This is a genomic window from Desulfovibrio sp. GTC20076 (genome assembly GCF_055385905.1).
In genome coordinates, this window is the sequence record NZ_AP039366.1 from 1,855,078 (window position 1) to 1,880,893 (window position 25,816).

The 25,816-nt window shown below is 58.6% G+C and carries 23 protein-coding genes; 11 read left to right on the plus strand and 12 right to left on the minus strand.

Features of this window, described 5'->3' with window-relative positions; genetic code table 11:
- Window positions 1-18: 18 nt before the first annotated feature.
- The 6 genes from ACZ495_RS08210 to ACZ495_RS08235 form a co-directional block, all read right to left on the minus strand.
- Window positions 19-918 (minus strand): 4Fe-4S binding protein, encoded by a 900-nt coding sequence (locus ACZ495_RS08210; protein WP_464262037.1) that lies wholly within the window; start codon window positions 916-918, stop codon window positions 19-21.
- Window positions 915-1,439: a 4Fe-4S dicluster domain-containing protein gene (locus ACZ495_RS08215; protein WP_012624254.1), complete on the minus strand. Its 525-nt coding sequence runs from the start codon at window positions 1,437-1,439 to the stop codon at window positions 915-917. The genes ACZ495_RS08210 and ACZ495_RS08215 overlap by 4 nt, the downstream gene beginning before the upstream one ends.
- On the minus strand, window positions 1,436-1,765 hold the full coding sequence (locus ACZ495_RS08220) for a chaperone NapD (RefSeq protein WP_464262038.1): 330 nt from the start codon (window positions 1,763-1,765) through the stop codon (window positions 1,436-1,438). Before ACZ495_RS08220 ends, ACZ495_RS08215 begins: the two co-directional genes overlap by 4 nt.
- Before the next feature lie 8 nt (window positions 1,766-1,773).
- A complete protein-coding gene (locus ACZ495_RS08225; RefSeq protein WP_464262039.1) occupies window positions 1,774-4,041 on the minus strand; it encodes a nitrate reductase in 2,268 nt (755 codons plus the stop codon).
- 138 nt (window positions 4,042-4,179) lie between these two features.
- A complete protein-coding gene (locus ACZ495_RS08230) occupies window positions 4,180-4,626 on the minus strand; it encodes a hypothetical protein (protein WP_012624251.1) in 447 nt (148 codons plus the stop codon).
- Window positions 4,623-5,195 (minus strand): cytochrome c3 family protein, encoded by a 573-nt coding sequence (locus ACZ495_RS08235; protein WP_394026254.1) that lies wholly within the window; start codon window positions 5,193-5,195, stop codon window positions 4,623-4,625. Before ACZ495_RS08235 ends, ACZ495_RS08230 begins: the two co-directional genes overlap by 4 nt.
- A gap of 805 nt (window positions 5,196-6,000) precedes the next feature.
- Here ACZ495_RS08235 and ACZ495_RS08240 point away from each other — a divergent pair.
- The 7 genes from ACZ495_RS08240 (at window position 6,001) to fabZ (ending at window position 15,365) form a co-directional block, all read left to right on the plus strand.
- Window positions 6,001-7,227, plus strand: a complete 1,227-nt coding sequence (locus ACZ495_RS08240) for a lipoprotein-releasing ABC transporter permease subunit (protein WP_072311774.1) — start codon at window positions 6,001-6,003, stop codon at window positions 7,225-7,227.
- A 2-nt stretch (window positions 7,228-7,229) separates the two neighbouring features.
- Window positions 7,230-7,916 (plus strand): ABC transporter ATP-binding protein, encoded by a 687-nt coding sequence (locus ACZ495_RS08245; RefSeq protein WP_012624248.1) that lies wholly within the window; start codon window positions 7,230-7,232, stop codon window positions 7,914-7,916.
- A complete protein-coding gene (gene bamA, locus ACZ495_RS08250) occupies window positions 7,897-10,659 on the plus strand; it encodes an outer membrane protein assembly factor BamA (protein WP_464262040.1) in 2,763 nt (920 codons plus the stop codon). Before ACZ495_RS08245 ends, bamA begins: the two co-directional genes overlap by 20 nt.
- Window positions 10,660-10,887: 228 nt before the next feature.
- On the plus strand, window positions 10,888-11,220 hold the full coding sequence (locus ACZ495_RS08255; RefSeq protein WP_394026259.1) for a CGGC domain-containing protein: 333 nt from the start codon (window positions 10,888-10,890) through the stop codon (window positions 11,218-11,220).
- A 205-nt stretch (window positions 11,221-11,425) separates the two neighbouring features.
- Entirely contained in the window at window positions 11,426-13,852 is a 2,427-nt protein-coding gene (locus ACZ495_RS08260; RefSeq protein ID WP_464262041.1) for an N-acetylmuramoyl-L-alanine amidase, read from the plus strand.
- A 205-nt stretch (window positions 13,853-14,057) separates the two neighbouring features.
- Window positions 14,058-14,603 carry an OmpH/Skp family outer membrane protein gene (locus tag ACZ495_RS08265; RefSeq protein WP_012624244.1) on the plus strand — a complete coding sequence of 182 codons (546 nt, stop codon included), beginning with the start codon at window positions 14,058-14,060 and terminating at the stop codon, window positions 14,601-14,603.
- Window positions 14,604-14,897: 294 nt separating this feature from the next.
- Entirely contained in the window at window positions 14,898-15,365 is a 468-nt protein-coding gene (gene fabZ, locus ACZ495_RS08270) for a 3-hydroxyacyl-ACP dehydratase FabZ (RefSeq protein ID WP_012624243.1), read from the plus strand.
- 118 nt (window positions 15,366-15,483) lie between these two features.
- Here the strand turns inward: fabZ and ACZ495_RS08275 are convergent, their stop codons facing one another.
- Complete coding sequence (locus ACZ495_RS08275; protein ID WP_012624242.1) at window positions 15,484-16,560, minus strand: MltA domain-containing protein; 1,077 nt, start codon at window positions 16,558-16,560, stop codon at window positions 15,484-15,486.
- Between the two features lie 123 nt (window positions 16,561-16,683).
- Between ACZ495_RS08275 and ACZ495_RS08280 the strand changes: the two genes are divergently transcribed.
- Entirely contained in the window at window positions 16,684-17,085 is a 402-nt protein-coding gene (locus ACZ495_RS08280) for an acyl-CoA thioesterase (protein ID WP_041723875.1), read from the plus strand.
- 440 nt (window positions 17,086-17,525) lie between these two features.
- Here ACZ495_RS08280 and ACZ495_RS08285 read toward each other — a convergent pair whose 3' ends face one another.
- A complete protein-coding gene (locus tag ACZ495_RS08285) occupies window positions 17,526-17,771 on the minus strand; it encodes a FeoB-associated Cys-rich membrane protein (RefSeq protein WP_012624240.1) in 246 nt (81 codons plus the stop codon).
- A 352-nt stretch (window positions 17,772-18,123) separates the two neighbouring features.
- A complete protein-coding gene (locus ACZ495_RS08290; protein WP_012624239.1) occupies window positions 18,124-18,588 on the minus strand; it encodes a Fur family transcriptional regulator in 465 nt (154 codons plus the stop codon).
- 397 nt (window positions 18,589-18,985) lie between these two features.
- Between ACZ495_RS08290 and ahpC the strand changes: the two genes are divergently transcribed.
- Window positions 18,986-19,552 carry an alkyl hydroperoxide reductase subunit C gene (ahpC, locus tag ACZ495_RS08295; protein ID WP_012624238.1) on the plus strand — a complete coding sequence of 189 codons (567 nt, stop codon included), beginning with the start codon at window positions 18,986-18,988 and terminating at the stop codon, window positions 19,550-19,552.
- Window positions 19,553-19,899: 347 nt separating this feature from the next.
- Here ahpC and uvrA read toward each other — a convergent pair whose 3' ends face one another.
- A complete protein-coding gene (gene uvrA, locus ACZ495_RS08300) occupies window positions 19,900-22,860 on the minus strand; it encodes an excinuclease ABC subunit UvrA (protein ID WP_012624237.1) in 2,961 nt (986 codons plus the stop codon).
- Between the two features lie 216 nt (window positions 22,861-23,076).
- On the opposite strand from uvrA, the gene ACZ495_RS08305 reads away from it, so the two are divergent.
- A complete protein-coding gene (locus ACZ495_RS08305) occupies window positions 23,077-23,712 on the plus strand; it encodes a hypothetical protein (protein ID WP_012624236.1) in 636 nt (211 codons plus the stop codon).
- Between the two features lie 70 nt (window positions 23,713-23,782).
- Here ACZ495_RS08305 and ACZ495_RS08310 read toward each other — a convergent pair whose 3' ends face one another.
- A complete protein-coding gene (locus ACZ495_RS08310) occupies window positions 23,783-24,307 on the minus strand; it encodes a MarR family winged helix-turn-helix transcriptional regulator (protein ID WP_296986458.1) in 525 nt (174 codons plus the stop codon).
- A gap of 112 nt (window positions 24,308-24,419) precedes the next feature.
- Here ACZ495_RS08310 and ACZ495_RS08315 point away from each other — a divergent pair, with 112 nt between their 5' ends.
- Complete coding sequence (locus tag ACZ495_RS08315) at window positions 24,420-25,010, plus strand: cyclase family protein (protein ID WP_012624234.1); 591 nt, start codon at window positions 24,420-24,422, stop codon at window positions 25,008-25,010.
- A 142-nt stretch (window positions 25,011-25,152) separates the two neighbouring features.
- Here the strand turns inward: ACZ495_RS08315 and ACZ495_RS08320 are convergent, their stop codons facing one another.
- On the minus strand, window positions 25,153-25,743 hold the full coding sequence (locus ACZ495_RS08320; protein ID WP_041723871.1) for a TrmH family RNA methyltransferase: 591 nt from the start codon (window positions 25,741-25,743) through the stop codon (window positions 25,153-25,155).
- Window positions 25,744-25,816: the final 73 nt, after the last annotated feature.

The following is a 25,816-nucleotide window of genomic DNA, read 5'->3' on the forward strand; positions in this document are numbered from 1 at the left end:
AAAGCTCTGCCGCTCCGGTCAGGCAGCATCCTGCGGTCTGCGGCCCGAACGCCCAAGGACAGTCCAGCGCAACGCACCACCGCGGTCGGCACAGGCCCGCAGGCAATCGCCGCACATGGTGCAGTCCCGCCTGTCCGGGCCGCCGGGGCGCCGGGGATCAAGCTCCAGCGAGCAGGTATCGCGGCACGGCCTTTCCCCCTTGCAGGTGCAATCTGCGGCATGCCAGGCCACACGCAGGCCAGGTCCCCTGGCCGGCAGACAGCGGGCCGCCGCGCCCAGCAGAACAGACTGCGGGCAGACATAACGGCACCACAGGCGCTTGCCGCTCACGGCTTCAAGCAGCAAGGCCGCAACGGGCAGAAGCACGGCGAAAAACAGCAGGGCGGCTCCCGCACCCTGCCAGACAAGCAGCGGAAACAGCGAAAGTTCCCCGGGCATGGCAAGCGGATTGAGCACAGGATACCCCAGCAGACCGGCCAGCGACAGTCCCAGAAGAAGCACCGCTCCCTTGGCTGCAAAGGCCCGACCGGAGCGGTTGCGCACTGCTGCCCGCCCTGTTGCCCGTCTGGCTGCCAGTATCGGTGCGCCGTAACGGCGGGCCATACGGCTGCGCGCAGCATACACCAGTTCAGAAAACAGCCCGTAAGGGCAAAACCACGAGCAGAATACGCGCCCCATAAGCAGTGCAAGGGCAAGGGAGCATAACGCACCCCATAACAGCGCCCCGGCAGGCAGCAGGCCCCCTGCCGCCACCTGGGCGGCGGCCACGGGATCAGCAAAGGGCAATCCGAAAAAATTTAATGAAAACAGGCTGCCACTGATCTGACGCAGCCCGGCCCAATTGATCCAGGGCAAGGTACAGAACAGAGCCAACGCCCCTATCTGGACGCATCTGCGGGCCAGAGTATACGCGCTCATAGTCCGCTCCGTGGCGCGTCCAGCGTTGGAGCCGCACTCGCCGGGCAGCCCCCGGCTGATGCGGGCCATATTTCCACAGCCTGCACGGGGCAGACGTATTCGCAGATGCCGCAGCCCACACAGGCCGCGGTCATGGCCGGCACAAGGCCGCCGGAAAGCACCACTGCGGAACCCCGCAGGGGGCAGCGGTCATAGCAGGTCATGCACATGACACCCCCTGCGTAATTGTGGCAACGATCCTTCAGAATATAGGCGCGGCCCATGTTTGCCCGGGCCATGTCCGTCACTCCGGCGTCCAGCGCGCCGGACGGGCATACAGGCGGGCATTTCATGCAGAGATAGCAGGGTGTCTGGCCCGCCACGACGCGCGGCGTGCGCCGCGAGCGCCCCAGCCCCCCCATCAGCTCCAGACTCTTGTGCGGGCAGGCGGCAACGCATTGTCCGCAGCGGACGCACAGCCGTAAAAATTCTTCTTCCGCCGCTGCGCCGGGCGGACGCAACGGCGGAAGAAACGCGTTCATTGCAGTCTCCCGGCGGCAGCTTCGTCCTCTGACAGCACAAGACAATGTTCTTTCTGCCTGTGTGGCGGGCAGGCCATATGCCCTTGGCTGTCCAGATCATCCTCGTAATTGATAAAGGCCACATCCAGCATGAGCACATGCGGCAGCCCGTTCATCTCCTCCAGATCACGCTGCAGGGTGTGTGAGGGGCTTTCCAGCACCACAGCCAGCTTGCCCGCCTCCGCCACTTCACGCACCTCGAGCACGCCCCGCAGATCAAGCAGCGATCCTCGCAGACCAGCCAGACGCTCCTGGGGCGCACTGATGACAATTCCGGCAATAGCCATACCCCCTCCTATGCCTTGCGCACGCGCGCGGCGCAAATCTTGTACTCCGGCTCACGCGAGACGGGGTCCGTGGCATCCAGAAAAAGCTTGTTGACCAACTTGTTAGGATCAAAAAACGGCACCGCAATAAGACCGGGGCGGCAGACGTCACTGACCCTGGCGGGCAGCTCCATGGCGTCCCGTCGGGTTTCCACGATGACGCTGTCCCCGTGCTTGATGCCCGTCCTTGCGGCATCTTCTTCATTTATCTCCACAAAGGCTATGGGGTTGGCCTTTTGCAGTTCGGGAACCTTGCCCGTCATGGTTGCCGTATGCCAGTGGTCGATAACGCGCATGGACGTAAGATACAGGGGATACTCCGCATCCGGCTCTTCAGCCGCGCCCTTGGCCGGGCGCATCCAGATCACGGCCCTGCCGTCGGGCTTGCCGTAAAAAAAGAAACGGTCGGGGTGATCGGCCGGAACGCACGGATCCTGCCCGCGCACATAGCGCAGCGAGGTGCCGGGGTGATCCTCGCTGGGGCAAGGCCAGATCAGGCCCGATTCCTTACGCAGGCGTTCTCTTGTCATGCCCCAGAAATCATAGGTGGTTCCCTTGGACACCATGCGCCATTCATTCCAGACATCCTCGGCGTTGCGGAAGTTTACAAGCTGGGGGTCCACCCCCGCCCGCCTGGCGAATTCCACAAGGGTGTTCACCGTGGGGCGGCACTGGCCGGGCGGATCAACAGCCTTTTCGGTAAGCGAATACCGCCGCTCGCCACAGCCGTACACGCCGTCGCGCTCGCACCAGAACGCCGGGGGCAGCACAAGGTCGGCATATTCCAGCGTAACGGCATCCGGAAAGGCCTCAATGCAGACAATGAAGGATTCCGGATGGGACATGGCCTTGTGCACCTTGTTCAGGTTGGGCAGGGTGTGGGCCGGATTGGTCTCGCAGATGATCATACATTTCACATCGCCCCTGCCCAGGGCTTCAAACAGGGCCACGGTATGGTAGCCCGGCTCGGGCGCAATGCGCCCTTCGGGCAGGCCCCACAGCTTTTCCATTTCGGCGCGGTGTTTGGCGTTGGGAATGGCCCGCCCCGCAGGGAGCAGATGCGAAAGCGCCCCGCCATCGCGCACACCGCCACAGGCATTGGGCTGCCCGGTAAGCGAAAAAGACGTAGCCCCGGGGCGGCATATCTGCCCGGTGATCAGGTGCAGGTTATGGATAAGATTATTGGCGAACACCCCCTGCACACGCTGGTTGATGCCCATACACCAGAGGCTCATGGTCGCGGCGGACTCCGCAAAGGCACGGGCCGCGCCGTAAATCTGCTCTACCGGCACACGGCAGATTTCCGCCACTTTTTCCGGCCGGTAGTTTTCAAGAAAGGCCTTGTAACCCTCGAAGTCAGAAGGCTTGCCCTCCGCATCCATAAAGTTCACGTAACGCTGCCAGAAACGGGGATTGTCCAGTTCTTCATTGATAATGACCCAGGCCATGCTGTGCATGAAGGCCAGGTCGGTGCCGGGCCGGAAGGCCACATGCATGTCGGCGATGCGCGACGTATTGGTACGCCGCGGATCGGCCACAATGATCTTTACGCCCGGCTCCACCTGTTTGCGGCGGGCTATGCGGCGAAAAAGCACGGGATGCGCCTCGGATGTATTGGAACCGATGATGAAAAAGCAGGTGGCCTGGTCAATATCGGCGTAGGTTCCCATAGGTTCGTCCTTGCCGAAGCTGGTCACATAGCCGCCCACGGCCGAGGCCATGCACAGGCGGGGGTTGCCGTCCACATTGTTGGTGCCGAAGCCCCCCTTGAAAATCTTGTTGGCCACATAGCTTTCTTCGGTAAGGCACTGGCCCGAGCCGTACCAGGCCACCGAATTGGGACCATACATATCAATGCTGCTGCGAAACCGGGAAGCCATGAGGTCCAGGGCCTCATCCCAGCTCACAGGTTCAAGCTTGCCGCCCTTATGGCGGCGCACCAGGGGCTGTGTGACCCTTTCCTTTGAATTGAGCACGGGGATAAGCAAAGAACCTTTAAGGCACAGCAGGCCTGCATTATGGTTGTTGGGGTCGCCCTGAATAGCCACGGCCTTGCCGTCCTTGACGCCCACAAGCACCCCGCAACCCGTGCCGCAATAACGGCAGACGCCCTTTACCCATTTTTCCGGCCTGTTGTCCGCGGCAAGCGCCAGAGAGCCGAATCCCGCGCCGGAAGCCGCCGCCACAGCGGCGGACATGGCAAAATATTTCAGAAAATCACGACGTGAAGTACTCATGTGTTCAACCTCGCTGTTGGTCCGGCACAGCCCATTCCCAGGCCCTGTCATACGGGAAGCTTCTGTGCCGCCGGAAATGACCGGCTGTTTTTTTCAGGCAATAACTCCAGCCTGCGGCGCGCGGCCGCCGCGTACGCGCTACAGATCCGTCTTGTTGGTGGGCAGGCGGTATTCATAGGCCCGGCCATGCATGGGGCTCTGGTGGTAGGGATGACAGCTTACGCAATCATCACGTTTGCCGAACTTGGCTTCCATACGCTGCATGGACAGGGAGTGACAACGCGCGCACACCTCCACACCGGGCTTGCGGGCAAAGGGGATGGCCCCCTTGCCGTCGGGCATGCCGTGACAGGTCTGACAACGCACAAGAGTGATGCCGTGTTTGCTTTCATACCACTCCTGCGCCACCCGAGGTGTGCTTTTGGCGTGGCAGCTATAGCAGTCGCCCTCCATCTGTGGAGCAGAAAGATGCTTTGCGGCTTCGCAACGGTCAGTGGGAAAAGCCCAGGCCATGTAGGCGAAATAGGCGCCCCCCAGCATCAGCAGCGCCAGCAGGGAAAAAAGCACGATCTTACAGGACTTCATGGCCGGATCTCCTTGATTTTCTGGGCGAACTTCTGATTTGTGGGGATACGCTCGTCAAAAACAGGCAGGTGGGCAAGATTACGGTGGCACCCCACGCAACCGCTGCGGGCCTGACCGTTTTTGCCTTCGTAGTTTTCGTGCGCAAGCCTGCCCACCTCGGAAACAGGCCCATCATTTTTGGCATTTCTTGCCAGATCCTGATGACAGGCCCGGCAGTTGGCGTCATCGGTAAAACGCCGGGCTATGGGCTGCATGGCCGCGCGGTCGAGATCTGTCCCGCCTTCTGTCGTGTGGACCCACAGGTCTTTGACGCCGAGCCAGGCCTTCGCCCCCAGCATGCGCACCACATTGCCTGACGGAATGTGGCATTGAGAACAGCCGATGGGCTGGCCCTTGGCATCGGCCGCATGCGATGAAAGGCGCATCTCTTCCTGATATACGCGCATTTCGTGACAGGACAGGCAAAAGCTGGTGCCGGAGGTGTAGGCCACCCCCGCGCCCGCCACCGCCACACACGCTGCCAGAATGACGCTGCCGATAATCCAGACGCGCTTTCGCGGATAAGGCATGGGAGTGCACCTCCATCAATAAAAAGAGCACCGTTTGAAAACATTGATTGCGCTTGCCGTGCGATTAAAAAAGCTGTCGCCCTTTGAACAAGTTCTTGTTTTACAGAATGTTATATAATTATAAGCAAGTCTCATGCCAGTTCACAGTTTCAAGAAAAAGTGTGATATTACTCACTATTTGAGAAAAACATCACAATTGAAACCGACCGACATTCATAAAAATATGACCAGTTTCATAAAAACATGACAACTCCCGGCGCTATGCCACTCCCTCTGGGCGGTCCGTGCATGACCCCTGCAGACCACGCAGCCGTGAAATCCGGCAGCCGGCGGACTGACGCGCCCTGCCCCGGCATCAGCCAGCGGCGCATCCGTGTCGCGTGCGCTCAAAACCCGCCCCGATGCAGCCGGGCAGAAAAAGGAAAACGAAAAAACTGACGGGACAGGATTATGCCCGCTGGCGGAACACATCGTTGTGCCGTGCACAGCCGGTAGTCAGGAACAAAAGCGGTCAGAAACAAAAATGAAGTGCGGGCTGCCCCAGAGGCTGAAAATAGCTCTGGATTTCCCTGCCCCGTAAGCGTATAAGCCATGCCCGTCAGACGGCGGCACGGCACAGAAAAGGTCTGGACCGGAGTCGCCGTCCACGGCCGCCAGAGGTTGCCGGCAAGCGCTTCACGCCATGCGCCAGGGCCGCGCCTTTATTGCGTCCATGTGGGGAGTTCTGCCACCGGGAAACCGGCGGCAGGAGCATTTTCTAAAAAATATCTTGAATATCCTGCCAAGCTGGGCCAATATGCCGCAAATGTCGTTCGAACTCTTCGTGGCCTTGCGCTATTTGTTTTCAAGACGCAAGCAGACCTTCATCTACATCATATCGCTCATGTCCATTCTGGGCGTGGCACTCGGCGTTGGCGCGCTGGTGGTGGTGCTTGGCGTGTACAACGGCATGACCACCGATATGCGGGACAAGATCCTCGGCGCCAATTCACACGCCATAGTCATGTCCTATCTGCCCTCGGCCTTTGAAAACGATGACGGCCTGCTGGAGCGCATCCGTTCCATCAAGGGCGTTACCGGGGCCACCCCCTTTGTCTATACCGAGGTGATGCTTTCAACTGCCAACGGCGTAAAGGGCGTGGTACTGCGCGGCATTGACCCTGAATCCGGGCCGCGTGTGCTCTCCATGCTGCGCCAGATGCGTTCCGGTTCTGCTGCCGACCTGCAAAAAGAAGGCGCGCCCGGCCTTATCATCGGTGAAGAACTGGCCAAGCGCCTTGGCCTTACGGTAGGCAGCCGGGTGAACCTGCTCTCCCCGTCCGGGCAGAAGACCGCATCGGGCTACGCGCCGCGCATCCGCCCCTTCGAGGTGGTGGGCGTCTTCAAGACAGGCATGTTTGAATACGACTCGTCCCTGGCGTTCGTGCATCTTTCCGCAGCCCGCGATGTGCTCGGCCTGCCCGAAAAATATCTTTCGGGCGTGGAACTGACCGTGAACGACCTCTTCAAGGCCGATCAGATATCCAGCCGCGTAGCCACCGAACTGGGATCGCCCTTTTATGTGCGCTCGTGGATGGAAATGAACGCCAACCTCTTTGCAGCCCTCAAGCTGGAAAAGATAGGCATGTTCATCCTGCTGACCATGGTGGTGCTTATTGGTTCTTTCTCCATTGTGACGTCTCTTGTCATGCTGGTGATGGAAAAAACACGCGACATCGCCATCATGATGTCCATGGGGGCCACACGCGGCATGATACGCCGCATCTTCATGTTCCAGGGCAGCATCATCGGCGTTATCGGTACGCTGCTGGGCTATGTGCTCGGCCTTACAGTGGGCTGGCTGCTCAAGCGCTACCAGTTCATCAAGCTGCCTGAAAACGTGTATACTCTCGACCACCTGCCCATCAGCATCACCCTCAGCGATGTGCTCATCGTGGGGGCCAGCGCCATGCTGCTGTGCTTTCTGGCCACACTTTACCCGGCCCGCCAGGCGGCCCGCCTTGAACCGGCGGAAGCCCTGCGCTACGAGTAGCCATGTCTGCACTCTACAAATTTTCCGATGTGAACAAAATTTTTTCCGCACCCGGGGAAAATCTTGAAATTCTCAAAGATATCAGCCTGGTTGTGAACGAAGGCGAAGCTCTTGCCATTGTGGGGGCTTCCGGTTCGGGCAAAAGCACCCTCTTGCATCTTATGGGTGCTCTTGATACTCCAAGTACGGGCGCCGTCTATTTTGACGGGCAGGACATGGCCCACATGACACCTGACCAGAAAGCGGCCTTCCGCAATAAAACCCTGGGCTTCGTTTTTCAGTTTCATCACCTTTTGCCGGAGTTTTCGGCAGTGGAAAACGTGGCAATGCCGGCCATCATCGGCGGTGAACGCCAGTCAGCCGTTATGCCCAAGGCCCGGGAAATGCTTGAACGCGTCGGCCTTGCGGCCCGTATGGACGGCAAGGTAGCCACACTTTCCGGCGGCGAGCGGCAAAGGGTAGCCATCGCCCGCTCGGTGCTGATGCGCCCGCGCGTGCTGTTGGCTGACGAACCCACCGGCAATCTGGACGAACATACCGGAGAGCAGGTGGGCGCGCTTATGAATGAACTTAACCGCGAGCTGGGCATGACTCTCGTGGTCGTGACGCATAATCGGGAACTGGCCGCGGGTATGGGCCGCATCCTGGAACTGAAAGCGGGGACACTGTATGAAAAAAATCTTGCGTAATATCCTGTCTAACATTCTTTGCGTCACCGCTCTGGTATGCGCCGTCCAGCTTATGCCCCGCGAGGCCGGCGCGTCACAGGGGCCTCTTGTTCTGGTGCTGCCCTTTCAGGTAAATGCCGGACCGGAAATGCCCAATGCCGCTCAGGACGTACCCCAGATCATCACTGACCAGCTCAAGCAAAGCGGCATGCGCGTTGTGCCTATGAATACGGCGCGGCAACTGCAACGCAGCAGCGGTGAAACCATTGACCTTGCCACGGCGCGCGCCCTGGGCCGTCAGGCCGGAGCGCAGCTTGTCATTTACGGCAGCTTCAACCAGCTTGGCGACGGCTTCAACATGGATACGCGCCTTGTGCCCGTGCAGCAGGGCGAAGCCGTACCCGCAGGTTTTGAGCGCAACTCGCTCGTAGCCCTCAGCGACTGCGCCAGCACCCTGGCCGGACGCGCTGCGGAACTCACGGGAGCCAGCGCTGCCCCCGCCGCCCCGCAGTCCGGCGACGACGGCCCCGGCCTTGTGCCCATGGGTACGCCCACGGCGGCCAAGGGCGGCCTGGCCGATGTACAGGTTCGCGGTATGAGCGTTATGGATCCGGATACCGTACTCATGCGCCTGACCATCCGCAAAGGTGACACCCCCGATGCCCACGCCATCAACGAGGAAGTGAAGCGCATCTGGGAAATGGGATATTTCAGCGATGTGCAGGCCAGCCTTGAAGGCAACGTGCTGGTCTTCACCGTGGTGGAAAAACCCCGCATCGACAACATCATTGTCGAAGGGTCCAAAGGTGTGGACCAGGAAGACGTCATTGCCGCCATGGGCACAAGAACCGGTAACGTGCTCAACGAGCAGGTGCTTTCCGACGACCTGCAAAAAATTACCGAACTGTACCGCAAGGAAGGCTATTACCTTGCCAAGGTCAATTACCGTCTTGAAGACCGCCAGAGCGGGCGCGGTGCAGTGCTGGTCATCACTGTGGACGAGGGCAACAAGCTCTACGTCAAAGAAGTGAACATCGAGGGCCTCAACAAGCTCAGCCGGGGCGACCTTGACAAATACCTTGCCCTCAAGCCGCGGGGCATTTTCTCCTGGCTCACCGGCTCGGGCGTGCTCAAAGAGGAATACCTCGAGCGCGATACCAACGCCATTGCGGCCTACGGCCTCAATGAAGGCTACATCGACATCCAGGTCGGCGCACCTCAGGTAGACTACAAGGACGATGGCATCTACGTCACCTTTGTGGTCAACGAAGGTCCCCGTTATACCGTGCGCAACGTGGTCTTTGCCGGAGACGTCATCGACAGCGAAGACAATATGCTCGAAGTGGTGCAGATGGATGACTGGAAAAAGTCCAATGACTACTTCTCCCTGACGGTCATGCAGGAAGACTCCAAGCGCCTGACAGACCACTACGCCGACTACGGTTACGCCTTCGCCGAGGTGGACACCAAGCTCATCAAGGCAGAAGACGGCAGCGACCAGGTGGACGTAGGCTACCTGATCAACAAAAAGCAGAAGGTCTTCATCCGCCGCCTGGTGGTTGAAGGCAATACCAAAACGCGCGACAACGTCATCCTGCGCGAAATGCGCCTGGGCGACGGCGACATGTATGAAGGGGCCAAACTGCGCCGCTCCAACGAACGCCTGAACCGCCTGCGGTACTTCTCTGTCGTGGATATGGAACTTATCCCCACCGGGCAGGAAGACGAAGTGGACCTCAAGGTCAAGGTCAAGGAAACCAATACCGGCGCCATCATGGGCGGTATCGGCTACTCCAGCTACTATGACGTGGGCGTCACGGCCTCCATTATGGAGCGCAACCTCTTCGGCCGCGGCTACTGGCTGCAGCTCCAGGGCTTCTTCTCCTGGCGGCGCACATCGGGAACCCTGTCCTTCACCAACCCGCGTGTGTACGATACCGACCTTTCGTTCGGCAACGACATCTATTACACCCACGACTACTGGGACAACTTCACCAAGGATACCATAGGCGACACCGTGCGCTTCGGCTACCCCATCGGCGAGTACACGTCCGTGGGCGTGGGCTATCGCCTTGAGCGCTACCACCTGTACGATGTGGCTGACAACAGCTCGCCCTACATCAAGGACTACAAGGGCATCAACTGGACCAGTGCCGTTTCGGGCCGCATCCTGCGCGATACCACCGACAGCAAGGAACGCCCCACCAAGGGAACCATTGCCCGCCTGTGGGCTGAATACGGCGGCGGCGGCCTTGGCGGTACAGACAACTTCGTCAAGAGCGTGGCCGACTGGCAGGGTTTCTGGTCCTTCAACCCGCAAAACACTGTCCACCTGCGTGGACGCGTGGGCGGTGTGTTCCAGAACACCAGTGACAGGGTCCCCGTGTTTGAACGTTTCTGGGTCGGCGGCATGGACACCATCCGCGGCTACAGCTACTCCGACCTTTCGCCCCGCGACTACAAGCACGGCAACGAACAGATCGGCGGCGACCGCATGGCTGTCGGCAACCTGGAGTACATCTGGACATTCCAGAAAGACCTGGGGCTTGCTCTGGTACCCTTTGTGGACACCGGCTTCAACATTGACTCCAAGACCATGGGCGACGAATGGGACAGATACATCGTCGCCTCTACCGGCCTGGAGCTGCGCTGGCGCTCTCCCATGGGCGACCTGCGCATAGCTTACGGCATCCCCCTGGTGCAGGATTACGATAAGGAAATGCCTCCGGGCAGAATCGAATTCAGCATGGGGCAGTTCTTTTAGGCCGGGTTTGAGCCGGACTTGGAGCCATCCCCTGGACGGTATCCGGAATAGATGAACAGTATGCCCACACGGCTTGCAGCCGTTCAGACGTAACATCCACGGGGGAGAAACCTTGCAGGTCAAGGCTTCTCCCCCGCAGTGTTTTCATTGCGGTGCGGCGGTCCGGCCAGGCTTCACGTCTTTTCAGTTTTCTGCTCACCTTATATGACACGCCTGATGGAGAAAATAATGGACATCGGCATTATCAGATGCATGCAAACAGAAGATTTCTGCCCGGGCAGCACGGATTTCAAGATGGTGCGCGAAAGAAAAGGGGCATTCGAGGGTATTGAAGAGGACATCAATATCACGGGCTTCATTTCCTGCGGCGGCTGTCCCGGCAAAAAAGTCGTGCTCCGCGCTCAGGAACTCGTTAAACGCGGCGCCGACACCATTGTCTTCGCGTCCTGTATTCAAAAAGGTACGCCCATTGGCTACCCCTGCCCGTTTGCCAGAAAAATGCGTGAGGTCGTGACCCGCGCCGTTGGAGATTCCATACGGATTATGGACTACACCCACTGATTGGGCAGGCATGCGTTTGACCTCCGGTTGTGTATTTTTTCGGCATGCTTTATGCAAATAACAAAACATACGCAGTCTTTTGCCATGCGCGCAAGATTGCGACAGTCTGAATTACCTGCCCCACAAGGGCTATAAGGAATTTTTCACGCGCCGTGCCATGTCATAAGCTTGACGGACGCGCCGCAAGGACAAGCAAGGAGTCTCCGTGGCCCGCAAAGCAAAAAGCCCCCGACCCCAGCCCTCGACCAGAAGCGGTCTCAGGCGGCTTGCGCCTCCCCTGGCCTTTTTGCTGGCCCTTTGCCTGCTGGTGGTCTGCTTTTACGATACGGGCTACACCTCCCTGCCTCCCACAGCCAAACGCTACGATACCGCCAAGGCGGGCATTGAAAGCCTGCGCATGGATGCCAAGCGCTCGGGCCAGCGCGAGCCGTGGGAAAAGCTGGCCGCAGAATTCCGTGCAATCTATGATGCTGACCCCGGCTGGCCCAATCGGCCCGCCGCCCTCTTCCGCGCTGCGGAAAGCCTTGAAGAACTCGCCCGCCGCTCCTTTGCCAAAGCCGATGCCCGCAAGGCCATCGAATGCTACGAATCCGTTGCCCTGCGCCATGCAGACAGCCGCCTTGCCGACGATGCGCTGTTTCACGCCGCCAAGCTTCGCGCCGCGTGGCTTAAAGACGACAAGGGCGCGCTGGAACTGATCGGGCGGATCAAAAGCCAGTACCCCAAGGGCGACATGCTGCCCGAGGCTCTGGCGCTGGAAAAGACCCTGCTGGCCTCCGCGCAGGGGCGCACCGCGCCGGAAGCCCGCCAGGTGGCAGTGGCTGAAAACAAGGCTGCCGTTGAAGACCAGCCGGCCCCGGCTGCACAAGGCGGCAATTCCCCTGCCGCAAACGCTGCCCCCTCCGCAGCACAGGTCGCCGCTGCCACTCCCGGCCTTGCGGCGGCCTTGGCGGCTCCTCTGCCGCAAAACCAGCTTCTGCCGCGCTACCGCAAAGCCAAGGCTGATATGGAGGCCTTGCGCGCCGACAAGGTGCGTTCCTGCTGGCGGCAGCCGTGGGAAGAGCTGGCCGCAGAATTTTTGCGTATCTATCAGAGCCGTAAAAACTGGGCCATTTCGCCTGGCGCGCTCTTTCGCGCGGCTGCAAGCCAGGAAGCGCTGGCGGACTGCTCGCACCTGCCTGCCGAGTACAGGCAAGCCCGCGACCTGTACCTCAGCCTGGCCCAGGAATTTCCCAAAAGCGCCCTGGCTGACGATGCACTTCTGCGCGCGGCCATCATTGATGCCGACCGGCTGAACCAGACTGCAGAAGCTCTGGAACTGCTGGACGCCATCGCCACACTCTATTCTCACGGCGACATGCTGCCCCAGGCCAAAGATATGCGCGCGCGCCTCACAGGGCAGTCCGGCGCAGCCCAGGCAGGCAAGGCAGACCCTACTCCGCCCGCAGCGGTTTCACCTGAAGTACATATGCTCTCGTGGAACTCCCTGAACAAAAACGCTGTCGAAATCGTGCTTGAGCTGTCCTCTCCGGCCCGCTACAACGCAAAACTTGTGGAAGGGAAAAAAGGCGCTCCATCCAGCCTGTATATCGAGCTGGAAAATGCTTCGGTCGTAAAGGATGTCCGCCAGGGCGTGACCATCAAGGGCAGCCTGTTGCAGTCGGTACGCGTGCGTGACCGCAAGGGCGGCGGCGCGGTCATGCAGTTCAGCTTCAGGGATGTGCGACGCTTTGACACCCAGGTGGAAAGCAACCCGTGCCGCATCGTCTTGCGCGTGGCTGCGGGCAACACTCCCCTGCCTCCGCGCAAGGCATCCGGCGCGGCCTTTGCCGAGCAGGGCAAACCTGCGCCGACCCGTGAAACCCCCTTGCCGGACTCCCGCCAGGTCAACGATATGGCCCGTCAGCTCGGCCTGACTCTGCGCACGGTCTTCATTGATGCAGGACACGGCGGACGCGATCCCGGAACCAATCATAACGGCATTCTCGAACGTGCCATCACCCTGGACGTGGCCCTGACCCTGGGGCGCCTCCTGCAGGCCAACGGTGTGGACGTAGTGTACAGCCGCACCAGGGATACAGGCCTTTCACTGCGGGAGCGGACAACCAGAGCCAATGCCGCCGGGGCGGACATCTTTGTGTCCATTCATGTCAATGCCAATGAAGACCCCTCCGTAAACGGCTTTGAAACTTACTACCTTGACCTGGCAAGCAACAGCGAGGCCGCCCAGGTGGCCGCCCTTGAAAACTCTGGCAGCGACCATCGCCTGGGCGACATGCAGAAAATGCTGGCCGATGTTATGCTCAATGCCAGAGTTGACGAATCACGCAGGCTTGCACAGGATATTCAGCGACTTAGCATGTTCCGCCTGAAAAAACGAGAGTATGCCGTCCGCAACAACGGGGTCAAGTCTGCGCCGTTTCACGTACTGCTCGGTGCACAAATGCCCGCTGTGCTGGTGGAACTTGGCTATTGCACCCATGCCGCCGAAGCCCGCAATCTCGCCAATGCCAAATATCGTCTTGCACTGGCCGAGGGACTGGCTGAAGGCATACTTGCATACAAAGACAGACTGCTTAAAAGGCGGACTGCCCAGAATTCCTTGACGCCCGAAAGCGCCGATGCTATGTGATGCAGGGATTTCAAATGTATGCCGTGCTGTCGTATCAGCAAAAATAAAGCCCAGTTACACTGGCGCGGCAAGGTCCGGTCCCGGCTTGTGCAGCGCATGGGCCATACACAAAAAACAGTGTTATACAAGTTTCTTACGGCGCAAGGGTCATCCCAATTCCGCAAGGACGAATATAAAAACAGCAATCGGGGAAGGAGTACTTTACATGCGCAAGGTTTTGATGATGACCGTAGCGGTTTGCATGCTCATGGCCGGAGCGGCCCTTGCGGCTGACAGCAACGCCGTGCCCGCCGCCAAGATTGGCGTAGTGGACATGCAAACTGTGGCCACGCAGAGCGAACCCGCCGAGGCCGCCAAAAAGCAGATGGAACAGAAGTTCGGCAAAGAACGCGCCGAACTGGAAAAGCAGGGCGAAGCCCTGAAGAAAAAGGCCGAATCGCTCAAAAATCCCAAGGTCAGCGAAGAAAAAAAGCTGGAGTTCATCCGCGCCAAACAGGACCTGGACCAGAAGACCCGCAACTTCCTGCGCAAGGTTGAGCAGGAAGAAGTGAAGCTGCGTCAGGACATGGTGACCCTGGTCTTCAGCGCTACCTATGAAGTGGCCCGCACCAAGGGCTTCAACTTTGTGGTGGACGTGACCGCGGGCGGCGTTCTGTATGCCGACCAGTCAATGGACCTGACCCAGGACGTGCTCACCGAAGTGAACAGACTTTACAAAGAAAAGAAGAACGACAAGGGCGGCAAAAAATAAGCCCCCGCAATAAAGCGACACGGCCTCTCGACCCTGACGGGGCGAGAGGCTTTTTTTTGCAGCAATGCCGCCTTCCATTGTTCTGAAGGCTGCGCGGGCAAGGCGCCTGCCACGATGCGTTCATTGATGGCGCACCTGTGCGATCATCTGTGCAGCCGAACAGCCGGATGAACCTCTAGCAAGCATTGCGCATACATCACAAAGATAAAAACTTCCAGTGGGCGCAAGGCAAAGCGCCGCAGGGGCGATGCCGCCGTCACACACACGCCAAATTCGCCAGGAGGCCAGAACAATATGCAGGATTCAGTTCCACAGAGCCAGAGCATGGACATACAGCGCATCTTGCGCCTGCTGCCCCACCGCTACCCCTTCCTGCTGGTGGACAGGGTGGTGGAATGCGTTGCCGGTTCGCATATCAAGGCGTACAAAAACATCACATTCAACGAGCCGTTTTTTCAGGGGCATTTTCCCGGCGCGCCCATTATGCCCGGTGTGCTCATTCTTGAGGCCCTGGCCCAGACAGGCGGCCTGCTGGCTGCATCAGGCATGGGCGACCTGGACGACAAGCTTTTTCTCTTCACCGGGCTTGACGGCGTCAAGTTCCGCCGTCAAGTGGTCCCCGGCGATCGCCTGGACCTCGAGTGTTCCAACATCCGCATGAAACTCAAACTTTGCAAGATGGAAGCACGCGCCTTTGTAGATGGCAAGCTGGCTGCGGAAGCACAGATCACCGCCGCCATCGGCGACAGGCCCAAAGACTGAACACACGCTGAAGAGCGCTGAAAACATTCAAGCATACAAAAGCCCGTTTGCAGCCTGGGGATAATGCTCCCTAGGCTGCAAACGGGCTTTGCCTCAACCGGCCCAAGACGTCCGTTTTTTATTTTGCCAGCAATACCCAGGCCGGGCCTCTGGCATCCAGATGACTGGCCACATAATTGCCTCTTTCCTCACCGCCACAAAACACGTCTATACGGTTTTTCTTGATGGCGCCCCCCACATCCTGGGCAAAGCCGATACCGCGCAGCGGGACCTTGCCGCGCTGCTGGTCAGGAATGTTCACGCCGTAAGCCACAACAGAGCCCAAAGGGATGAAGGTGCGGTCCGTAGCCAGCGACAGCCACTCGTCCACCACCTGCCCCGTGGCCCCGGTTGGTCCCCGGGTTCCGTACCGAAAAAAGACATAGCTGGGGTTTTCGTTCAGTATCTCGCGCACACGCTGCGGATTATCCTTGAACCACTGGCGCTGCTCAAATATATGCCCTTCCCGGAGCAGGCCCTTTTCACGCATGATGCGTCCGGAACTTTTATACTTGTGGCCGTTCTGACCTGCATAGTTGATATAGGCCTGGGTTCCGTCGTCAAAAACCAGTCGGCCTGAACCCTGAATTTCCAGAAAAAATACGTCCACGGGGTCGGCGGCCCAGGCCAGTTCCAGGCCTTTGCCGGCCAGTATCTGTTTTTCTTCAATGGTGCGACGGTCATAGTAGCGCCCGCGCTTGGCCGCCACCTTTTTGAGGTCCGGCGGCAACCCGTAGATGGCCTGGGTATACCCTGGCTTGCGTGTGCGACTGGCGCGCACCACAGGTTCGTAATAGCCCGAATATTTTATGCCGTCAGGCACTTCCACCCAGCGGAAGTTTGCCAGAAAAAGCTCCGGTTCCCTGTCCAGACGGGGCAAAAGCTCCTGCAGCCGGGTCAACGTGCGCGAAAGCTCGCCCCAGGTCACGGTCAACCCCGGGCGTTGCACGGCAATGGCCGTGGCGGGCTTGCTGTTGACATAGCGCAAAGACTTGCGCACGGTAGGAGCCATATCTTTCCAGCTGGTCAGGTCCTGATTGACAGGCTTCAGGCAGCTTACAAAAAATTCCGGGCTTTCAAAAGCCACGGGCGGTCCCACGGGTTCTGGAGAAGGCGGGGCCACCTTTTTGCCGCAGGCCCCGAGCAGAAGACACATGAGCAGCAGCGCCGCCAGAACCGGTCTGACCCCACAGGGCCGGTCGACCGCGCCACAAGTGCAAGGTGCATATAAACAAGGAGCATTCGCGTGCATGAAGAGTTCCCCACTCCTGATATCTGGATGCCCCATCGCGTTTCATATGGTGAAACTGATACAATGGGCGTTCTTTATTATGCTGAATATCTGCACCTTTTCGAGCGTGCCCGCAGCGAGTACATCCGCCGCTGCGGCATGAGCTACGCCGAGGTGGAGAAGAAAGGCATCATCCTGCCGGTTCGCGAGGCCCAGTGCCGCTACCGCTCGTCTGCCCGCTATGACGACCTTGTGTTGGTGCGGGCGGGCATCAGCGAATGGGGGCGAGCCTCAATGCGCTTTGTATATGAGATATGGAGCGAGGACAAGAAGCGCCTTCTGGCTACCGGCATGACCCAGCACGCTCTGGTCAACGCCGAAGGCCGCCCCGTACCCGTGCCGGACTGGTTCCGCAGCCTCACGTTTGATGCCGGAAAATCTTTGTCCTGAACAAACGGAAAAACCGGAAACAAAACACCGCCGGCGAACGCTGGAACTGCATGGCGCAACCGCAAAGAACCTGCGGAATCGACGGAAAATCTGCGGTGGATACCCGTACCACCCCGGGCAGTACAACGGCTTTTCTGTGCCTCACTGGCGCAATCTGATGCTTCTCGGCAAATCCACCCCAAAACAGGCCACACATGTTGAAAGGCCCCGGAATATTCCGGGGCCTTTACTTTCCCGCTATCCAACGCCGCACGGCGGCGCAGACACGGGCGGAGGGGGCGTTGTCTGGCAAGGCTGACCGCTTTTGCCGATGGAAAGGCTCCGGCAGCAACGGCATCCAGCCGTGAATGGCCGAAAATAGCGGCCGTATATGACCGCGCAGGCGGCCTGAAAAAATAGGCTGTTCCACAAAAAACGGCAGGAAGCGGCCTGTGTAGAACCTATTGGCGCTCTTCGGGTTTATGCCCGGAATCGATGCGGGCAGACTCCAGACGCCGGGCCTCATCGTCATCCGCGCTTTTCCCCGTGCAGCAGCAGGACATTTCCCGCGAACGGTCAGTGCTGCCGCAACCACTGTCGCAGCCACAACCGCACTGGCCCTTGCGCATGGCGCGCACCATACGCCTGATAACAAAAAAAGCTGCGGCTGCAATACAGAGCGCCACGATAATCAGTTGTATGTCCATCTCAGATCACCTCACGCTTGCATAGTGCTCTTATCGAAAATGAAAGTCAAGTTCGTAAAAAGCCGATTTTTATCTCGCGATGGCATAAACGCATTTTGTACCCAATCGGCACGGATATTCAAGGATAAAGAAAAGCAGAAACAGCTTCGAGCGCACTGCCGCCCGAACAAGGACGCACCAAATCCCTGCGCCGCGACAAAACCAGGCGCAGGCCGTAGTTTTTGCCAGCCACTCACGGCCACAAACATGTGACGGCTGCGTAAGGGACCGCAACAGGCGAGCCTGTTGCGCCAGCAGCAAGCAGTTTCATGCGGTACGCAGGCTGCACCCCTGCCGCAACCGCATGAAACTCTTACTTGTCTTCTTCAGCGGCCTGGGTACGGCACATTTCGCACAGGCCGTACAGGTTGTGTACATGGCCCCGCAACCTGAAGCCGTATTTTTCGGCCATTTCACGCTGAAGTGTTTCAATGCGTGGATCGCAGATTTCCACGATCTTGCCGCACTGCAGACAGACCAGATGGTCGTGGTGACTGTCGGGCCTAGCTACTTCATAGCGGGTGATTCCGTCGCTGAAGTGAATTTCCATAGCCATACCGGCGTCACAGAGCAGCTTGAGGGTACGGTATACTGTAGTTTGCCCGATACCCGGATCGCGCTGCAGGATGTGTTGATAAAACTCTTCAAGAGAGTGGTGGCCCGGCAGCTCAAAAAAGGCTTCGGCTATGATGCGCCGTTGCGATGTGGTGTTCAGGCCCTTGCGGTTCATGAACTCCAGAAAGTCCGCCAGGCAGGCGTTAAGCTGTGTTGCTGTCATAATTGCCTACCCCCGGGAGCAATGTAAAATATTTTCCACGTTCATGCCAAGAAAAACAAAGCGCGAGTTTTTCGAGTCCGTTATGTTGAAATGTTCAGATAATGCATCCTTACTTGTGACGCACTTTCAAACAAAAAGCAATGAATTACAAGAACCTGTCACGGGCTTAAATCCCGGTAATCCCTACAGCGTGAAGGCCTTGCCCCTTTGCTTCCCGTTCGCTAGCCTGTATATAAGGTTTAAAATCAAAGAGTACAGCCATAGTTTTTTTCATTGGCTGCACTGGATTTTTACAACAGACTTGACATTTTTATTAGGATTGAATACTGTTTTCAAACAGGACGATTCACAACCTTTTCCGGAGCCGTACGCGCGTTCCGCCTGCAAGGAAAATAATATGGCAAATCTGATCAATTCCAAGGTTGAACCCTTCAATGTGCAGGCATATCACCTGGGTGAGCTGAAAAATGTATGCGACACAGACCTGCTGGGGCACTGGTCCATTTTCTTTTTCTACCCTGCCGACTTTACTTTTGTATGCCCCACAGAGCTTGAAGACCTGTCGGACACCTACGAAGACTTCAAAAAACTCAATTGCGAAATTTACTCTGTCTCTACAGACAGCGCCTTTGTGCATAAAGCCTGGGCCGATGCTTCCCCAAGCATAGCCAAAATCAGATACCCCATGCTGTCCGACAGTGCGGGCACCCTTTCACGCGCTTTTCATGTGCTGATTGAAGAGGCCGGTCAGGCCCTGCGCGGCAGCTTTATTGTAAACCCCGAAGGCATCATCAAAGCTTACGAAGTGCACGACCTCGGCATCGGCCGCAATGCCGAAGAGCTGCTGCGCAAGCTTGAAGCAGCCCAGTTTGTGGCCCAGCACGGCGATCAGGTATGCCCCGCCCGCTGGAAGCCCGGCAAGTCCACCCTTAAGCCCGGCCTTGACCTGGTGGGCAAGCTGTAGCCTGTATTTCTCAGTCCCATAGCCTCACCCCTCCTCTGGCACTGTCCCCAAACCGGAACCACCCGCTTACGCGGGTGGTTCCTTTATATCCATCATCGTTATCTGGTCAGAACATATTTTCAACACACGTATGTGTTGCCAGGGACAAGGAGAGGCCTTTTTTACGCCGGAATTGGCCCATATGGGACGCGACCGGTGTAAAAAATGTCCCTGTGATATTGCCCCCCAATATTTCCACTCCCTGATCTTTGCAGTACCGGATTTTCACGGAGCAGCACCCGGCATCTACGCACACGGCTGCCTGCATCACGCGCCGTGCAATCCTGACTGTACGGTGCGCTGTGCGCTCAGCTTTTGCGCCGCTTTATCCTGTCCAGCCGTTCCTGCATAAGAAAACGCCCGGTGACGGACTGGGGGTCAGCCACGATGGCCTCGGGGGTACCTGCGGAAACAATCAGCCCGCCGTTTTCTCCACCGCCCGGTCCCATATCAAGAACATGGTCCGAAGCCAGAATCATGTCGGTATTATGCTCGATGACCACCACACTGGCTCCCTTGTCCACCAGAGCGTGCAGCACCTTGATGAGCTTGCCCACTTCGTGCATGTGCAGGCCCGTGGTCGGTTCGTCCAGGATGTACATGGTTCCGGGCAGGGAACGCTTGCCCAGTTCGCGCGAGATCTTGATGCGCTGGGCCTCGCCCCCGGAAAGTGTGGTGGCGGGCTGCCCGAGCCGCAGGTATTCCAGCCCCACTTCTTCCAGCACTGCCAGGCGACGCTCCAGCGCGGGATAGTTTTCAAACAGTTCCCTGGCCTGCCGCACGGTAAGGTTGAGTACCTCAGCGATATTCAGGCCCTTGTAGCGCACCTCAAGGGTTTCGTGATTATAGCGCTTGCCCTTGCACACGTCACAGGTAACGTAAACGTCAGGCAAAAAGTGCATTTCCACCCGTATCTGCCCATCGCCGCCGCAGGCTTCGCAACGCCCGCCGCGCACGTTAAAGCTGAAACGCCCCGGCTTGTAGCCGCGTTTGCGGGCGTCCTGCGTCATGGAAAAAATATTGCGTATTTCGTCAAATATTTTTGTATAGGTGGCCGGATTCGAGCGCGGGGTACGTCCGATGGGCGTCTGGTCGATCGCCACGATTCGCTCCACAGGGGCAGCCCCGCCCTCATATGCCAGGCCGCCGATGGTGCCGGGCTGGTCCACGCGCAGGCCCAGGTTCAGGGCCAGATGCTTGTAGAGTGTATCAACCACCAGCGAGCTTTTTCCCGAGCCGGAAACGCCCGTCACGCAGGTCAGTACGCCAAGGGGAATGCGGCATTCCACATTGCGCAGGTTGTTGGTGGTCACGTTGTGCAGCACCAGCTCGCCCTGCGGCTCACGCCGGGCATCGGGCAGAGCGATGGTGTCGTCGCCACGCAGATAGCGGGCCGTCAGCGTATCTGCCTGAGAAAGCAGATCGTCCACCTTGCCCTGAAACATGATGTCCCCGCCGTGCGCACCGGAACCGGGACCAAGCTCGATAACCGTATCAGCCTCGCAGATGGTGGCCTCGTCATGCTCCACCACCAGCACCGTATTGCCACGAGCCTGAAGCGAGCGCAGCGTACCCAGCAGCCGCTCATTGTCGCGCGGATGCAGACCGATGGACGGCTCGTCCAGCACATAGGTCACCCCTACAAGGCCGGAGCCGAGCTGGCTTGCCAGCCGGATGCGCTGCGCCTCGCCACCGGAAAGGGTGGACATGGAGCGCCCCAGCGAAAGATATTCCAGCCCCACGCTGCGCATGAAGGACAAACGGTGGGTCAGCTCTTTCATGAGCGGCTCGGCAATAACCACATGGCGCCCCGTGAACGTGCGCCTGTCCAGCCATTCCAGGGCGCGCTCCACCGAAAGATTGCAAAAATCCGCAATATTCAGATCGTCCACACGCACCGAAAGCGCGTTGACATTGAGCCGCGCGCCCTTGCAGTCCGGACAGTCCATGGTCTGGCGGTAGCGTGAAAGCGCTTCGCGCCAGGCATCGCCGTACTGCATACCGCTTTCCAGCAGGGGAATCACGCCGGGCCAGCGTTTTGCAGTTACGCTTACATCTCCGGCACTTCTGGCCTCGGTAAAATGCTCGCTCTGGTAGTCGCCGCCGGCCCCCAGGGCCACATTGCCGCCCATCCAGTTACGGCGCAGGCCCTGAGAAGAACGCGCAGGTCTGCCGTGTTCGTCCTCGCCATAAAAAAGCGCAGCCAGGGCGTCTTCAGAAAATTCTTCCAGCGGTGTGGACAGGCTGAACCTGAAACGCTTGCCCAGCGCCTTGAGCGCCTCTTCATAACGGCTGAACATCTTGCCCGTGGCCCAAGGCAGAAGCACTCCCGTGTTCAGCGAAAGCCCCATATTGGGTGCGACCAGGCGCGGCTCGAAATAGTCCACCCCGCCAAGTCCCACGCAGCGTGGGCAGGCTCCTTGGGGGCCGTTGAAAGAAAAGAGCTGGGGGCTGGGCGCTGGCAGGGAAATGCGGCAGTGCGTGCACACAGATGAGGTGGAGTGCACGGTGTCGGCCTCTTCACCGGCGGCAGCCCTGTCGGGCAGGTGGATTACAAGCCGCCCTTCGCCGTAGCGCAGGGCCAGCTCCACCGAGTCGGCCAGACGCCCGCGCAGGCCCTCTTTATTGACCAGACGGTCCACCACAAGGTCAATGCTGTGTTTTTTGTTTTTATCGAGAGCGGGCACGTCATCCAGCGTGTGAAAGGCCCCATTGACGCGCACACGGGCAAAGCCTTCAGCCTTGAGTTTTTTAAACTTGTCCTGATGCGTACCTTTCTGCAGTTCCACAAGAGGGGCCAGCACCATAAATTTTGTACCCTGGGGCAGGGCAAGAATATCAGCGATGATTTCATCAGCAGCGCGGGCTTCGATGGGCCGGCCGCACTGGGGGCAGTACATACGCCCCAGCCGGGCGAAAAAAACGCGCAGAAAGTCGTAAATTTCCGTCACCGTACCCACGGTAGAGCGCGGATTGCGCGAAACGCTCTGCTGCTCAAGAGAAATGGCGGGTGAAAGCCCTTCTATTTTTTCCACATCGGGCTTGTCCATCTGGGGCAGAAACTGACGGGCGTAGGCCGATAAGGACTCCACATAGCGGCGCTGCCCCTCGGCGTACACGATGTCAAAGGCCAGAGTGGACTTTCCCGAGCCTGAAGGCCCGCAAATGACCACCAGCTCATCCCGCGGGATGTCCAGGCTGATGTTTTTAAGGTTGTGCTGACGGGCCTTTTCGATATGTATGCAGGACTTGTTGGTGCTGGTGTTCATGCGGGCATATGTAAGCGCGGCAGGGCCGCTTGGCAAGATGGTGATGCCGCGCCCATACGCGACTAACAGGAATGAATGTAATTAATAGCCTGTTTTCATTACTAAATCAATATGAAAGAACTTATTTGTTCCTGCGTGGACAAACAATGGCAAACACGGTATAAAAATTTTTACGAACCGCAAGTCCATCAAACTGTCTTGCGGAGGGAGTATGCTATGTTTCGCCAGCGCTCACGCACTGTTTTTCTTGTTCTGGCCCTCGCCCTGACAACCACCCTGACACTCCACTGTGCCGCGGCTGCCGTCGGGCATGAGCGCAGCGCCAGAGAAGTTTTTGCCGCCCTGCCCGAAAGTATTTTTGAAAATACCCCTGAAGGCCTCGGCTCTGTTGAAAAGCAGAAACTGCTCGTCAACGGGCAGGCCGATTTTTGGGAAGTGGCCGGAGAAACCGAAGATATCATGGTTTTCGCCACCCTTCCTTTTCATGATGTGGCCGTAGCCCTGCGCCTTTTCCGGCATAACGGCAGCGACGCCGTGGATGCGGCCGTCGGCACGCTGGGCGGCCCCGTATGCACGGTAGAATTATGGCGCATGGACGCCTCTGGCCGCCTTGTGCCTGTGGACACACCACCAGAGCCGCCTGTGGAAGAATTTTTGGGCAAGGACCAGAAACTGCCGCCGGACGTTCAGGCCACCGTCATGATCTGCCTTGGCCTTGGCGGCCTGCGGGCGCAGCCCCTGTTCTGGACAAGCACAGGCATGGCCCATGTGCCGGTAGCCAACGATATCGGCTATCAGTGGAACGGCAAAAACTTTGAAAAGCATGTGCAGCCGCATAGTGAAATGCAGTAACAGGGCATTTCGGGCGATCCGCCACTAACCGCAAACGCCGCAATCCATCAGGTCCCTCCCCCCGGAGGGACTATTTTTTTTCACCCGCCAGCAGGGCCGTGGCATTGATGCGCACCTGCCTGTTTGCTTCGCCCAGGGCCTCTGCCGTGCGGGCCAGCATGCGGGCAAAGCGCTCCAGCTCTTCTTCCGGGCTGGCCTTGAGGCGCTCCCATAAAAGATCTTCTGCCAGATTGTGCAGTGTGCGGTGCGTGTCCGCAGCCCGCCGCCCCTTGTCCGTCAGCTCGTACAACAGGCTTTTCTTATCGCCGGGGAGCCTGCGCGGTTGAACAAAGCCCCCCACCTGCAACCTGGCCGCCATTTTTGAAATACCGCCCCGCGTCATCCCCAGTTTTCTGGCTGCGGCGACACCGTTGACCGGCTCATCGCCTGCAATAAGGGCCAGAAAGTGCATTTCTGTCAAAATCAGCCCGCCAAGCTCCACCTGCGCAAGATTGTTGCCGGCCTTGTCAAACAGCCCGTTCACTTCTTCCATCCTCTGGGAAAGATGCACAAGACCGTTGATAACTCTCTGCCTTAACTGTTCTTTTTCAGACATATCCTCTCCCTGTGCTTGCTCGGGCAACAGTGTAACATCTTTTTGTTGACCAGGAAGCAAAACATGCCTACATTGTTTCCCGGGAAACAAATATGCAGTAAAAGGAGAAGCAATGCTTATTGACCTGAGCCTTCCGTTGACACGAAAAACTTTTGACGCCCTTTCCGCCACCACTGCCACCCTGCCACACCCTGCCCTGGAGCTTTTTGGCCATGTGGGAACCCACCTTGACCTTATGGGCAAAGCCTGGCCCCAGGAATATTTTACACGGCAGGGACGGGTATTTGACGTACGCCACGTGAGGGGCCGCGACATAACGGCAAGTGACCTGCCCATGCAGGACATTGAGGCAGAAGATTTTGTGTTTCTGCGCACAGGCGTGCTGGAAGAGCATGCATATGCCGACAAGGCTTACGTTCACACTCCGGTGGAGCTTGCCTGGGAGCTGCTGGAAAACCTGACGCAACAGGGTGTGGCCATGATCGGAGTAGACTGCGCCGGAGTGCGCCTGCCCGGAGAACACAGGAAAGCCGACCTCTTCTGTGCGGAAGCCGGTACATTTGTGGTGGAAAACGTCTACAATCTTGGAGCACTGTGCACTGCCGCAGGGGCAAAAACGTTTGTGGTCAGAACCTTTCCCCTGCGCCTTGAGGGCAGCACCGGCCTGCCCTGCCGCATTGTGGCCGAGCTTGCGGCTGACTGAAGCCGGACGGTCACGCCGTGGTATGGCGGCAGCCCCCGTACCGTACCCGCAGGCAGGCGTGCCGCCACAAACGGCCGCGCCGCTTTCTCCGGCACATATCATCGGGAAAGCGGCGCGGTAAAAACTCCGTGACTGCAACGGGCTATTTCTCCAGCCATTCCTGCAGTTTTTCCTCCAGAGCCGCAGCAGCCATGCGCGGCGTGGCGTACATGCCTGCGGCCTCCCGCTGACGGGCAGCCTCGGACAAAATAATGGCCGCCGCCACAGATACGTTAAAACTCTGGATCATCCCGTACATGGGGATATAAAGCTCGCCATCGGCCATCTGCAACAGTTCCGGTTCTACACCGCTGTGCTCGTTGCCCATAATGACGGCTGTGGGACGGGTAAAATCCCAGTCGCGCAGCGGACGGGCCGTGGGCGAGCAGGATGTGGCCAGCACCTGCATGTTTTGCCCGCGCAGGCTTTCCATAAGCGCTGCGCTGTCTTTGTGGCGCGCGCTCTCCACCCATTTTCTGGCGGAGGCCGATGTCTTGCGCCCAAGCGCGGGAAAAGGCGTATTGGTATAATACAGGTTGACGCGGCTGACGCCAAAGGCATCGCACGAACGATAAATAGCTGAAACATTATGCGGATCGTGAATATTTGCCAGCACCAGGGTGAGGTCCGGCTGGCGGTGGGCCAGCACTTCAAGCAGACGGGCCTTGCGCCGTTCCGTGGGTTCCTTGGTCATGAGGTCTTCCTTTGCTGTTCTGTTCAGGTCCTGATACTTCTCAAAAAAAACCCGCGCAGGCAAGCCACATCGC